General features: G+C 58.1%; 13 protein-coding genes. 2 read left to right on the top strand and 11 right to left on the bottom strand.

Annotation, left to right across the window (positions count from 1 at the left end; genetic code table 11):
* Positions 1-110 precede the first annotated feature (110 nt).
* Positions 111-1,802 carry a methyl-accepting chemotaxis protein gene (locus tag AKL27_RS15545; protein ID WP_050463766.1) on the top strand — a complete coding sequence of 564 codons (1,692 nt, stop codon included), beginning with the start codon at positions 111-113 and terminating at the stop codon, positions 1,800-1,802.
* Positions 1,803-1,848: 46 nt separating this feature from the next.
* On the opposite strand, the gene AKL27_RS15540 is transcribed toward AKL27_RS15545, so the two are convergent.
* The 5 genes from AKL27_RS15540 to AKL27_RS15520 all read right to left on the bottom strand — a co-directional run bounded on the left by AKL27_RS15540 (position 1,849) and on the right by AKL27_RS15520 (position 5,370).
* Positions 1,849-2,376 (bottom strand): peroxiredoxin family protein, encoded by a 528-nt coding sequence (locus AKL27_RS15540; RefSeq protein WP_050463765.1) that lies wholly within the window; start codon positions 2,374-2,376, stop codon positions 1,849-1,851.
* A 152-nt stretch (positions 2,377-2,528) separates the two neighbouring features.
* The gene (locus AKL27_RS15535) at positions 2,529-3,191 is read right to left on the bottom strand and encodes a BON domain-containing protein (protein ID WP_050463764.1); all 663 of its coding nucleotides are present in this window, start codon (positions 3,189-3,191) and stop codon (positions 2,529-2,531) included.
* Positions 3,184-3,780, bottom strand: a complete 597-nt coding sequence (locus AKL27_RS15530; RefSeq protein WP_050463763.1) for a phosphoheptose isomerase — start codon at positions 3,778-3,780, stop codon at positions 3,184-3,186. Before AKL27_RS15530 ends, AKL27_RS15535 begins: the two co-directional genes overlap by 8 nt.
* A 48-nt stretch (positions 3,781-3,828) precedes the next feature.
* Positions 3,829-4,215 carry a YraN family protein gene (locus AKL27_RS15525; protein ID WP_050463762.1) on the bottom strand — a complete coding sequence of 129 codons (387 nt, stop codon included), beginning with the start codon at positions 4,213-4,215 and terminating at the stop codon, positions 3,829-3,831.
* A 9-nt stretch (positions 4,216-4,224) separates the two neighbouring features.
* The gene (locus AKL27_RS15520) at positions 4,225-5,370 is read right to left on the bottom strand and encodes a penicillin-binding protein activator (protein ID WP_050463761.1); all 1,146 of its coding nucleotides are present in this window, start codon (positions 5,368-5,370) and stop codon (positions 4,225-4,227) included.
* A 12-nt stretch (positions 5,371-5,382) separates the two neighbouring features.
* Here AKL27_RS15520 and rsmI point away from each other — a divergent pair, with 12 nt between their 5' ends.
* Positions 5,383-6,291: a 16S rRNA (cytidine(1402)-2'-O)-methyltransferase gene (rsmI, locus tag AKL27_RS15515; RefSeq protein ID WP_050463760.1), complete on the top strand. Its 909-nt coding sequence runs from the start codon at positions 5,383-5,385 to the stop codon at positions 6,289-6,291.
* Positions 6,292-6,323: 32 nt separating this feature from the next.
* Here rsmI and AKL27_RS15510 read toward each other — a convergent pair whose 3' ends face one another.
* From AKL27_RS15510 to mreC, 6 genes are all read right to left on the bottom strand, one after another.
* Positions 6,324-6,656, bottom strand: coding sequence for a DMT family transporter (locus tag AKL27_RS15510; RefSeq protein WP_050463759.1), 333 nt, complete (start codon positions 6,654-6,656; stop codon positions 6,324-6,326).
* A 48-nt stretch (positions 6,657-6,704) separates the two neighbouring features.
* Complete coding sequence (locus AKL27_RS15505) at positions 6,705-7,805, bottom strand: septal ring lytic transglycosylase RlpA family protein (protein ID WP_232311005.1); 1,101 nt, start codon at positions 7,803-7,805, stop codon at positions 6,705-6,707.
* Between the two features lie 134 nt (positions 7,806-7,939).
* Positions 7,940-9,049, bottom strand: a complete 1,110-nt coding sequence (gene rodA / locus AKL27_RS15500; protein ID WP_050463757.1) for a rod shape-determining protein RodA — start codon at positions 9,047-9,049, stop codon at positions 7,940-7,942.
* Positions 9,050-9,057: 8 nt separating this feature from the next.
* Positions 9,058-10,986 carry a penicillin-binding protein 2 gene (mrdA, locus tag AKL27_RS15495; protein WP_050463756.1) on the bottom strand — a complete coding sequence of 643 codons (1,929 nt, stop codon included), beginning with the start codon at positions 10,984-10,986 and terminating at the stop codon, positions 9,058-9,060.
* A 13-nt stretch (positions 10,987-10,999) separates the two neighbouring features.
* Positions 11,000-11,512, bottom strand: coding sequence for a rod shape-determining protein MreD (gene mreD / locus AKL27_RS15490; RefSeq protein ID WP_050463755.1), 513 nt, complete (start codon positions 11,510-11,512; stop codon positions 11,000-11,002).
* The gene (gene mreC, locus AKL27_RS15485; RefSeq protein ID WP_083439083.1) at positions 11,509-12,627 is read right to left on the bottom strand and encodes a rod shape-determining protein MreC; all 1,119 of its coding nucleotides are present in this window, start codon (positions 12,625-12,627) and stop codon (positions 11,509-11,511) included. Before mreC ends, mreD begins: the two co-directional genes overlap by 4 nt.
* Positions 12,628-12,742 lie beyond the last annotated feature (115 nt).

Below are 12,742 nucleotides of genomic sequence, written 5' to 3'. Positions count from 1 at the left end.
GGTTTTGCATGTGATACGCTCAGCCAAAAGAACAATAACTGCTTGAGTCGGGAAAGCTGCTTCAGCTTCTGCATGACTTCATATTCTTGAACCTGAGCAAGGGAGACACAATGAAAAATCTTAAAATCGGGATGCGTCTTGGCATCGGCTTCGTGGCAATGTTGATGTTGATGGCGGCCATGGTCATCATCGGTATCTGGCGCCTGGAAAACATTGGCGATGCTACTGCCGACATGGTTGGCAATGCCTTGAAAAAAGAACGCGATGCCACGCACTGGCATGCCGCCATCAAGGAAAACGGCGTACGCACCTTTGCCGTGATGAAAAGCGACAACGTCGAATTCCAGCAATACTTCCAGAAACAGATTGATGCCGAATCCAAGAAAGTCAGCGAAACCCAGAAGCGGGTAGAGGCGGCGATCAGCAGTCCGGAAGAAAAACAATTGTTTGATGAGGTCGGCAAACTGCGTGCGGCCTATCGCAATACCCGCGAAGACATCTTCAAGATGAAAACCGAGGGCAAGGCGGAGGAAGCGCGGCAACTGACCGACAGCAAGCTGGTGAAGATGATGGATGACTATTCCGGCAGCGTCCTCAAATATGCCGACTTCCAAAAGGGATTGATTGATCAGTCGGCAGTGCATATTGACCAGAACTACCAGTCCGGCCGCACACTGCTGATCGGACTTGGCATCATCGAACTGATTCTCGGCGCCGGACTGGCATGGATCCTGACCATCAGTATCACGCGTCCGCTCAATCAAGCGGTCAAGATTGCGGAAACCGTCGCCGCCGGTGACCTGACTTCCACCATCGACAGTTCCGGCAAGGATGAGACTGCGCAATTGCTGCAGGCACTCAAGGCCATGAACGACAACCTGCTCAATATCGTTGGCCAGGTCCGTGTCGGCACCGACACCATCGCCACCGCATCCAGCGAAATCGCCACCGGCAATATGGATTTGTCGTCCCGTACTGAACAACAAGCCGGCTCGCTGGAAGAAACCGCCTCGGCCATGGAAGAACTGACTTCCACCGTCAAGCAAAATGCCGACAATGCCCGCCAGGCCAATCAACTGGCGACGTCTGCATCCGCGGTGGCGCAACAAGGCGGCACCGTGGTCGGTCAGGTGGTAGACACCATGGGTTCCATCAATGCGTCGTCACGCAAGATCGTCGACATCATCAGCGTCATCGACGGCATTGCATTCCAGACCAATATCCTGGCATTGAATGCGGCAGTGGAAGCGGCACGCGCCGGCGAACAAGGGCGTGGCTTCGCGGTAGTGGCCTCGGAAGTGCGCAGCCTGGCACAACGCAGCGCGGCGGCGGCCAAGGAAATCAAAACCCTGATCGATGATTCGGTGGAAAAGGTCGGCAATGGCAGCAAGCTGGTTGAGCAAGCCGGCCGCACCATGAGCGAAGTGGTCGACAGCGTCAAACGGGTGACCGATATCGTGGCGGAAATCAGTTCTGCCAGTCAGGAACAAAGCACCGGGATCGAAGAAGTCAATCGCGCCATCACGCTGATGGATGAAGCCACGCAACAGAATGCGGCGCTGGTGGAACAGGCCGCCGCCGCAGCGCAATCCTTGCAGGATCAGGCTGCCAATCTGGCCGGCGTGGTCAGTGTATTCAAGCTGGATCAGCGCCACGGGGCCGTAGCGCCACCGCTGAGAACCGTCAATATCGCGCCGCGCGCGACAGTAGCAGCCGCTGCGCCACGCAAACTGGCCGCCACCACGACAGGCAGCGAGATCAGGACGGCAAAGAAATCAGAAGATGACTGGGAACAGTTCTGACGAACTGAACATATTGCGGCACGGCGCCTGCCGTGTCCGCAGATAATCAGGCGGCGAGTGCCTGTTCCAGCAATTGATGCAGTTCGGCGAATTTCGGTTCGCCGACATAACGCTTGAGGATGCTGCCATCCTTGCCGATCACGAACGTGGTCGGAGTCAGCTTCACGTCACCGAATGCCTTGGCCAGCGTATCTTGCGGATCCAGTGCCACGTTGAATGGCAGCTTGCGGGTTTCCGTGTAATTCAAGACATAATTCGGCGGATCGTAGCTCATTGCCACGGCGACAAAGTCGAGGCCCTGATCCTTGTATTTGTTATAGGTCGAAATCATCTGCGGCATTTCGGCCACGCAGGTGGTACAACTAGTGGCCCAGAAATTGACCATCACCACTTTGCCGCGCAAGTCCTTGAGCGCCAGCTTTTGTCCATCGAGTTTGACGAATGTGACATCCGGGGCGCTGTTGCGTGCCGACAGCGAGGAATAACCGAACACGGCAATCGCGGCCACCACAAGCAATCCACCGAGTTTGATCCAGAGGCGGTTGCGCGGTACTGCAGTGGTTTTAGCTTGCATGATTTATCCGTTATGAAAATTGCCTGGAGCCAACATTGCATCTGCCGGCATCGGTGCGCTCATTATAGGCGTCCAGTTTCCATTCTGCAGAAACGGCCGCCGAAATGAAAACCGCCGGGAGATAACCCCGGCGGCGTCCTGCCATCAGCGTGTCAGCTGGTGGACTGATTGGTGCTTGGCGGTGTTTGCCGGTTGTATTGTTTCAATTCCTCTTCCGAGATGTATTCAAACAAGGTCACGACCTTTTGCACGCCGCTGACGCCACTGGCAATTTCTGCCGCGCGTGCACCTTCGCGCTGTGTCACGCGTCCCATGAGATATACATTGCCGCGTTCAGTGGTTACCTTGAAAGCGCTCGAATAGAGATCCTTGGCATCGACCAGACTTGCCAGCACCTTGCTGGTGACCAGCGCATCGCCCGAGCGTGCCGAGAAGTTGGAAGAACCCGATACCGCCAGTTCGTTGTATACCGTTTCGACCCCCGGTATGCTCTTCATTTCAGTTTCCGCTGCGGCTTTCGCAGCTTCGGTCGGCACTTCGCCGCTCAGCAATACCTTGCGGTTGAAACTGGTCACGTTGACATGCGATCCTTCCGGCACCACGCCCGGAATACGCGACTCACCCTTGACCACAATGCCTTTGTCTTCAGTCTGGGCACCCAGCGTACGGCGATCGGTAGCAGCAAATGTCCCCATCAGCGCACCGCCGGCCAACACACCAAAACATCCCTGCAAACCTACTGCCAGCATGCCGCAAACCGCAACTGCGGCCAACGGACGACGCATCTTGCTCCAACCAGCTTGCACATCAATCATTCGCATCACCTCCAAATAGCGCAACGTCAATACCGTCGCAAATACAATGTAGTGTTACCAGATGCACTTCCTGAATCCGCGCGGTGCGGTCGTGCGGGACACAGATATGCACATCGGCATCCGTCAGGCGCTTGCCTATTTCGCCGCCACCCTTCCCTGTCAGTGCCACTACCCGCATGTCACGCTCCAGCGCGACATCAATTGCGGCCAGTACATTGCCGGAATTACCGGAGGTCGAAAATGCCAGCAGGATATCGCCGGCCTGGCCGAATGCCTGCACTTGTTTCGAGAAAATTTCCAGATAGCTGTAGTCGTTACCTACGGCAGTCAGGATCGAGGTATCGGTGGTCAATGCCAGCGCCGGCAAAGGCAGGCGTTCGCGTTCGAAACGTCCCACCAGTTCAGCGGCGAAATGTTGGCAATCTGCTGCCGAACCACCGTTGCCACAAGCCAAAATCTTGTTGCCGTTGGACAGTGCCATGAACATTAGTTCAATCGCCTGCTCGATCGGCTGAGCCAGTACCGAGGCGGCGTGCATTTTGAGTTCGGCACTTTCCTGGAAGTGCGCGAGGATACGTTGATTTGTCATGGGGCGATTATAGGATAGTTAGCCGGTTAGCCACGGCGGAGTATGGTTTCAAAATGATTCCGGGGTTGCCTCAAAGGCATTTTTCAGCCAGTGCATATTATCGCCGTCGAAGGCGATCACATCAAACCGGCACGGGGGCGGCATGCGATACCGTTGTAAAAATAGCTGGGCGGCAATAATCAGCCGGCGCTGTTTGGTGCGGGTAACGCTGGCTGCGGCATCGCCGTGCGTGGCACGGGTGCGTCGGCGTACCTCAACGAACACCAGCGTGGCACGATCTTGCATGATCAGATCGATCTCTCCGCCGCGGCAACGAAAATTACGCCGGATCTCGGTCAAACCCTGCCGGCACAACCATTCCAGCGCGATTTGTTCGGCCTCGGCACCGCGCCGGTTACTATCGCCACGCGCCAGCAAACGGTCGGACCAGGCCATCGCTGCCGGTCAGTGCTGATCCGCGTACGGGACCGGCACGCCATCCTGATACACCGCCTGCATTTCAGCGCGCTGAAAATAGGTAGTGCCGCCACTGACCATGTTGACGTGGATCTTGCCGGTCACGCCGTCGATATCGAAACCGGAGCGTTGCTGGGCAATTTCATGCGCTACCCGGTAGGCATCGATACCCAATGCGTACAGGCGTTCCAGATCAGCATTCGGTTTGGCATCGGCGGCCGCCAGCGCATGCGGATAAATCATGACGGCCGGATGATCGGTCTGCAATTGCCATGGCATATCTACCAGACGCACGCCGTCGAGTTCGGGCAAACGGTTATCGGCGGTACGGCCGGTCAGTGTCAGCGGATTGAGTTGCGAGGTGCCGTACAAGGCGACGTCGGTGCCGATGGCACTGCGCAACTGGATTGCCTGCGAAGCATCCAGCGCCACGAACAGCAAGGCCGGCTGCTCGGCTTGCACGCGCTGGCCCAGTTGTGCCAGACCGCTGGCGCTGAGGACATTGCCCGGCGTGCTCAATTCAAGACTCTCGACTTTCATGCCAATGCTGCGGGCCTGCGTCACGAACGCCTTCACTGCACGCTTCTGCCATGCGACATTGGTCGATACCGCGAAAATCTTGCCCGGGGTCTTTTCACGTTCGACCCACGAAGCCACCTGGCGCGCCTCATCCTCGACCGATAATCCGGCCATCAGCATTTGTTTCGGCAACATGGGTTCGGCTTCGGCCGGCAAATCCGGCTGCGCCAGCGCGATGGTCGGCTTGAGCACCTTGCCGCTCATGGCAATTGCGGTCACGGCGCTGCGCGACAGCGGACCGACGATGACGTCGTAATTGTCGCTGGCGGTGCGATAGGCATCCACCATATCTTGGGTGGTATCGCCGGTTTCGATGATGGTGATCGCAATGCCTTCCTTTTCGCGCTCGTAGGCGGTCAGGAAACCGGTGCGCACGGCGTCGGCGGCAGCACCGAAAACACCTGAACGCAATGGCAACATCAACGCCAGCCGGGTAACGCCGGGGACCGGCGGGGTCGCGGCGCTATCGTCGGCTGTTGTGTTTGCCTGCGCAGGAGCGCACAATCCGCTCACTACGCTAGCCAGCAACAGCGCTTTTGCCATTTTTCCCAACATTCGCATTCTCCAATGAATCACAACCCACCCAGCACGCTTGCTTCTTTGCCGGTCATCAACGAAGTCGCTCAGCAAACCTATCCTGTTTCGGCATTATATGTGCTGGCCACGCCCATCGGAAATGTTTGCGACATCAGCCTGCGCGGTTTGCATCTGCTGTCGATTGCCGACGCCATCGCCTGCGAAGACACCCGCAATACCAGCCATTTGCTGTCGCGCTATGGCCTCAACCGGCCGTTGCTGGCTGCGCACGAACACAATGAACGGGAAGCGGCAGACAAGATCATCACGCGCTTGCAACAGGGCGAACGTATCGCGCTGGTCTCGGATGCCGGCACGCCGGCGGTGTCCGATCCCGGCGCCCGTATCGTTGACGCCGTGCGCAACGCCGGCCTGCAAGTGATTCCCCTGCCCGGCGCTTCGGCCTCGATCACCGCGCTGTCCGCATCAGGACTGATCAATGATCGCTTCTATTTTGTCGGCTTCCTGCCGAGCAAGGCGCGGCAACGGGAAAACGAACTGAATGCGTTGCTGAGCCAGACCGCGACCCTGGTCTTTTATGAAGCGCCGCATCGCATTGTCGACACCATCGATGCGCTGTTGCAGGTATTCGGTCCGGCCCGGCAAATCGTGCTGGCGCGGGAATTGACCAAACTGTTCGAAACGGTTCATCGCTGCCCGCTGGCGGCGGCGCCGGCATGGCTGGCAGAAGATGCCAATCATCAGCGCGGCGAATTCGTGATTGTGCTGGAAGGCGCGCCGCCGGCGGAAGATGACAGCGCCGAAGCGGATCGCATTCTGCAGATCTTGCTGGCAGAGTTGCCGCTCAAACAGGCGGCAGCACTGGCGGCGCAAATTACCGGGCAAAAGAAAAACGCACTGTATGAACGCGCGTTGCAGCTCAAGGATCAGGCCGGATAACGCACCGCGCTGCCCGGATTCCGGCAACAGCCTTAATGCGCGGTCGATTTGGAAAACAAGTTCAATACCACTACGCCGGCCAGAATCAGACCGATACCGATCAGCGCCGGGGTATCGAGCGATTGTCCGTACACGAAGTAGGCCACCACTGAAATCAGCACGACGCCGAGGCCGGACCAGATTGCATAGGCAATGCCGACCGGAATCGATTTGAGCGTGATCGACAGGAACAGAAACGCCAGCGCATAACCGATAACCACCACGACTGACGGAATCAGCCGGGTAAAACCATCGGCAGCGCGCAATGCCGAAGTGGCAACAACTTCCGAAATGATCGCGATGGCCAGTGCCAGATATGGATGCATGAATTCCCCTGTGTCCCGTAATTATTGATGTGCAATTCTTGAATGCGCTTAGCGTTCTACGACAAATGGCGTGATGCTGCTGCGCTGACGTACGATCTGGGCCGCATCTTGCGCCGCCGGACGACTGGTGTAAGGCCCGGCATACAGTCGGTACAAGCCATTGACGGCAACCGCTTCCACTTTATCGATGGCACCGCTCAGACTTTGCAGCAACTTGTCGCGCGCCACGCGTGCATTGGCTTCCTGCGAATACGCCCCGAACTGCAAATAGAAACCGCCGGCCAGCGGGCTGTCGGCAGGTCGTGCCGTTGCGGCGGCCGGCGCCGACGTCGCCACCATGACTGGCGTATCAAGTGTCTGCGGCGTGACCGAACCCAGCGTCACGGCTTCCGGCACGGCTGCAACGGGCGCTGACTGCGCAGTTGGCGGCGCAGATGCCTGATTGCTCGCCAGCGTCGTGATGCCCGGTCTGCGGTTGGCCGCCAGCTGGTTGATTTCCTCGGGCAACAAACGTTCGACTTCCAGCTCGCTGCTGCCGGACGACAAGTATCCCAACTTCAACGCAGCGGTATAAGACAGATCGATAATGCGCGTCGAATGGAATGGGCCGCGATCATTGATGCGCACGATCACCTGGGTGCCGGTTTTCAGATTGGTGACGCGGGCATAGGAAGGAATCGGCAAGGTCGGATGCGCTGCGGTCATCTTGTACATATCGTACAACTCGCCGGAAGAGGTCTTTTGGCCGTGGAATTTCTTGCCATACCAGCTACCGATGCCGCGCTGCTTGAAAGGCTTGTCTTCCAGCATCGGCGTATAGGTTTTGCCAAACACCACATACGGGCGGCTGGCGGCCTTCGAATACGGTTCAACTTTAGGTTCGGCATCCGGAATATCGAGCAAGCCATCAGGCGGCTGATCACCCGGACCATCATCCTTGTAATAACCGCCACGGCCGGAACCGGCTGCCGGCAGCGCCGGCAACGGTTTGCCGGAAGTGGTCCGGGCCACCGGCGGCGACTGCGACGCAGTTTTCAGTGGCGGCGCGCTGCTGCATGCGACCAGCCCTATCGGCAACAGCAAAGACAGCAGGCGCAGGGCACGCTGCATCTGCGGTCGCGATGGCAATGGCGATGTGAGATCAAGCATCGGAAGTCCAGTCAGTAACAGTTTATTCGCGGCAACAGGCCGGCGAATCCGAAGTGTCGCTAAGATACCAGAGTCTGGCCGAAATGCCGAAAAATTGCCCGCAGGAAATCGAACCGTGCCGGATACGCTGTCGCTCAGGTCTGCACCAATTTGCGATGACGCTGAATGCTCATCAAAATACCCGCACCCAACCCCAGGGTTACCAGCGCGGTGCCGCCATAACTCATGAAGGGTAGCGGTACCCCGACCACCGGCAAGATGCCGCTGACCATGCCCATGTTGACGAAGGCGTAGGTAAAGAAAATCATCGTGATGGCACCGGCCAGCAAGCGCGTGAACAAGGTCGGCGCATTGGCGGTGATCATCAGGCCGCGACCGATCAGCAGCAGATACAAGGCCAGCAGGATCAGGTTGCCGATCAGGCCGAATTCTTCCGAGTAAACCGAAAAGATGAAGTCGGTAGTGCGCTCCGGAATGAATTCGAGGTGAGTCTGGGTGCCCATCAGCCAGCCTTTGCCGGTGATGCCGCCGGAACCGATGGCAATCGTCGACTGGATGATATGGAAGCCTTTGCCGAGCGGATCGGAAGTCGGATCGATCAGCATCATCACCCGTTGTTGCTGGTAGTCATGCATGAATGACCAGATCACCGGCAGGCTGGCGCCGACCGCAATCACCAGACCGGTCAGTACTTTCCAGGACAGGCCGGCAAAGAAAATCACGTAGAAGCCGGCCGCCAGCACCAGCAAACCGGTCCCCAGATCGGGCTGACGCACGATCAGACCGACCGGCACCGCCAGCAGCAAGGCGGCAATCAGAAACACATACCAGCGGATCATGCCTTCACGTTTCTGGAAATACCAGGCCAGCATCAGCGGCATGGCGATTTTCATGACTTCCGATGGTTGCACCACCATGCCGATGTTGATCCAGCGGCGCGAGCCTTTCTTGATGATGCCGAACAAAGCCACCGCAATCAGCAGGGTGACGCCAATCGTATAGATCGGCACCGCAAAGCGCAGCAAGGTCTGCGGCGATACATTGGCGGCAATCCACATCGCGATGAACGCAATCAGGATATTGCGCAACTGATCTTCCACCCGCCCCGGGAAATTCATGCCGGCCGAATACAAGGTGACGATGCCGACCGACATGATCAGGAAGATGATCAGCGACAAGGCACCGTCAAACACCGCCAGATGCGGTTTGATGATTTGCCAGATGGGCGGACGATGCAGACTCATGTGTGCGGTTAATCCCTGAGATTGTTGGCAGGTACGGCGGCTGCCGCTGCTTCATCGCTCTTGTCGGCGGCAGTCGCTTTGTCTCCGGCCTTCTTGCCCAACAGATAGTAATCGAGCGCCTTGCGTACCACCGGTGCGGCCGCGGTGGCACCCCAACCGCCGTTTTCCACCACGACCGCAATCGCAATGCGCGGTTTGTCGGTCGGTGCGAATGCGGTGTACAAGGCATTGTCCAGCAAGTGGGTCGCCAGTTTCTTGGCGTCGTACTTCTCGTTTTTCTTGATCGATACCACCTGCGCCGTACCGGTCTTGCCGGCCGAGGTATAGCCGGCGCCGGCAAATACCCGGGCCCCGGTACCTTCGGTGTTCACGCCGGCCATGGCATGTTTGATGACATCGATGTTTTCCTGCTTGAGCGGAATCCGGTAGCTTTCCTTCGGTACCGTGATGGTGCGGGTATGGGTAATGCCGTCCTCGATCATCTTCACCAGATGCGGCTTCATCACCACGCCGTTATTGGCCAGAATCGCGGTGGCCTGCGCCATCTGGATCGGCGTGAAGGAGTTGTAGCCCTGGCCGATGCCGAGCGAAATCGTTTCACCGGCATACCATTTCTTTTGCTCCGGCTTGCGATAGGCGTTGCGCTTCCATGCGGTCGACGGCAACAGACCGCGCCGTTCATGTTCCAGATCGATGCCCGTGATCTGGCCAAAGCCGAACGGTTTCATGAAGTCATGGATGGCATCGACGCCCATGTCATTGGCCAGCATGTAGTAATAGGTATCGCACGACGCCACAATCGACTTGTACATGTCGACCACGCCGTGGCCGCCTTCCTTGTCATCGCGGAATTTGTGATTGCCGAGCCAGAAAAAGCCGGGGTCGCGAATCGAATCGGACGGTTTGCGCTTGCCCAGTTCCAGTGCCGCCAGCGCCATGAATGGCTTATAGGTCGAACCCGGCGGATAGGTGCCGCTCAATGGCCGGTTGACCAGCGGCCGGTCCGGTGAATTGTTCAGCTCATCCCAGCTTTGCTGGTCGATCCCTTCAACGAATACGTTGGGATCGTAAGACGGCTGTGAAACGTAGGCCAGAATATCGCCGGTGGCCGGATCGATTGCCACCAGTGCGCCCTTGCGGTCACCAAAGGCATCTTCGATGACCTTTTGCAATTCGATATCGATCGACAGAATCAGGTTCTGCCCCGGGCTGGCCGGGGTGTGCGACAACGTGCGCACGGCGCGGCCGCCAGCCGAGATTTCGACTTCTTCATAGCCGGTGGTGCCATGCAGTTGTGTTTCGTAACTCTTTTCCAGGCCTTCCTTGCCGATATAGTCGGTGCCGCTGTAATTGGCTTCATCGTCAGAGTCGGCAATGCGCTCAGCATCCTTCTGGCTGATACGGCCGATATAGCCGATCACGTGCGCGGCCGTCTTGCCGTACGGATATTGCCGGAACAGACGGGCCTGAATATCAACGCCGGGGAAACGATAGCGCTGCGCCGTGAACCTGGCGACTTCTTCATCGGTCAAGCGGGTTCTGATCGGCAAGCTCTCGAAATTCTTGGATTCTTCCAGCAGCTTGCGAAAACGACGCCGGTCTTTCGGTTGAATATCGACCAGCGTGCTCAGCTCGTCGACCAGATCATCGAGGCTGGTCTGGATCTTGGACGGCGTGATTTCGAGCGTGTAGGCGGAATAGTTGCGCGCCAGCACCACGCCATTGCGGTCCAGAATCAGGCCGCGATTGGGAACGATGGGCACCACCGAAATGCGATTGTCTTCGGCTTGCGCCGCATAGGCATCGTGGCGCACCACTTGCAGCCAGACAAAGCGTGCCACCAGCAGGGAAAAGCACACCAGCACCAGCACCGCCACCGCGAGCAGACGCAGCCGGAACAGCCGCAGTTCGTGCTCGGTGTTTTTGAACTCAGTCATGCCTGCTCATGCCTCAGATCGGACGGTTGTCATCGCGATTGATGGCGCGTCGTTGCGGCGCCAGCAACAACCAACACACCAATGGCCACAGGATGGCGCAGACGAAACTCTCGCTGAAGTAATACCAGTGCGGGAATTTACCGCTCACCATGAGCTTGACGACCAGTTGCACCGCCTGCGACAACAAGAGCAATGGCAGGATGTGCAAGGCCTGGGTGCCGACCGGAAACCACAGGACACGACGGTGAATCGTGATCGAGAAGTACGACAGCACGGTGTAGGCCAATGCATTTTCGCCGAGCAGGGACGCTTGATTGACATCCATCAGCACGCCCATCAGGAAGGCAATACTGATGCCGACCTTGCGCGGTTCGTGGATGCTCCAGAACACCAGCACCAGGGCGACGAAGTCCGGCACGCCGACCCACTGCCCCCACGGCAGCAAGTTCAGCAGAAAAGCGGCAATCAGCGTCAGTGCAATAAACCAGGGACTGGCCGGCAACAGAATGTAATGCGGATCGTTCATTGAGCAGCGTTCCTGGCAGGTGGCGCAGCCGGCTTCGGCGCCGGAGTTACTGCAGGGGTAGTGGCCGGTGTCGCTGCCGGCCGGGCCGCAGCGGCCGGCGTTGCAGCAGCGGGAGTGGCGGCCGGTGTGACGGCGTTGCCGGGAGCAACTGCAGCGGCGCCTTTACGCGCTTCGCTCGGTGCTTCCTTGCTGGCAGTTTCGGTTTCCTTGCTGCTGTCACGCAGGCGGCGTTTGAGCAACTTGTCGCTCTTGTCGTTATTGCCTTCCGGCTCCGGACGCGGCGATTTGTTTTGTTCCACCAGCAAGATCAGCAATTGCTTGTGACGATCCACCCCGGCCGATGGCAAACAGACAATATGAGCAAATGCGTCGGCCGACTTGGTTTCGACTTGCAACACACTGGCCACTTGCAAGCCCGGCGGGTAAACACCGTCGATGCCGGAAGTCACCAACGCATCGCCTTTTTGAATATCGGCATTCGCCGCCATGAAGCGCAAGTCCAGCACGCCCGACTGACCGCGCCCGTATGCCACGCTGCGCAAACCGTTGCGCAAGACCTGCACCGGAATCGCCTGATCCTTGTCGGTCAGCAGCGTCACTTCGGCGGTGAACGGAAACACCCGGGTCACCTGGCCGACAATACCGATATCGTCGATCACCGGCTGGCCGGGTGCGACGCCTTGCTGGGAACCGCGATTGAGGATGATCTTGCGTGTGAACGGATCGCGCGCGTCGTACAGAATTTCACCGACGACCGATTTGATGGCAATCCGCTGTTGCATATTCAACAAGCTGCGCAACTGGGCGTTTTCGACGGCCATTTGTTTCTCTTGTTGCAACAGTTGGGCATTGACTGCCTGCTGGTGCCGCAATTCCTGATTTTCTTTTTGCAAACCCGACAGCGAAGAAAAGTAATCTCCTGCCTTGTAAGCAGCGTCGCGTGGCATCAATGCCAGCATTTGAAACGGGTAAAGTACAGTGCCAACTGCTTGCCGGATGGTCGACAGCGCATGCATGCGGGCGTCGACGATCAGCATCGCAACCGCAATCAGTGCAAAAAAGCCGGCGCGGGCGCGGGCCGAGGCACCTTGCTTGAAAAGTGGTGGAGTATCCATTGTGGTCAGGCCGAAACCAAAACTTGCGGCCCGCGGCGGGGCGGCAACAACACAACACCAACAGGCGCCAGATCGGCGAGGACGCAGAACGATGAACGAGCAGCCGAGGTTTCGC

The organism is Herbaspirillum autotrophicum, assembly GCF_001189915.1.
GTDB classification, from domain to species: domain Bacteria; phylum Pseudomonadota; class Gammaproteobacteria; order Burkholderiales; family Burkholderiaceae_D; genus Herbaspirillum; species Herbaspirillum autotrophicum.
The sequence above is the reverse complement of the archived record's forward strand: the minus strand, read 5'-3'. Positions and strand labels throughout refer to the sequence as shown.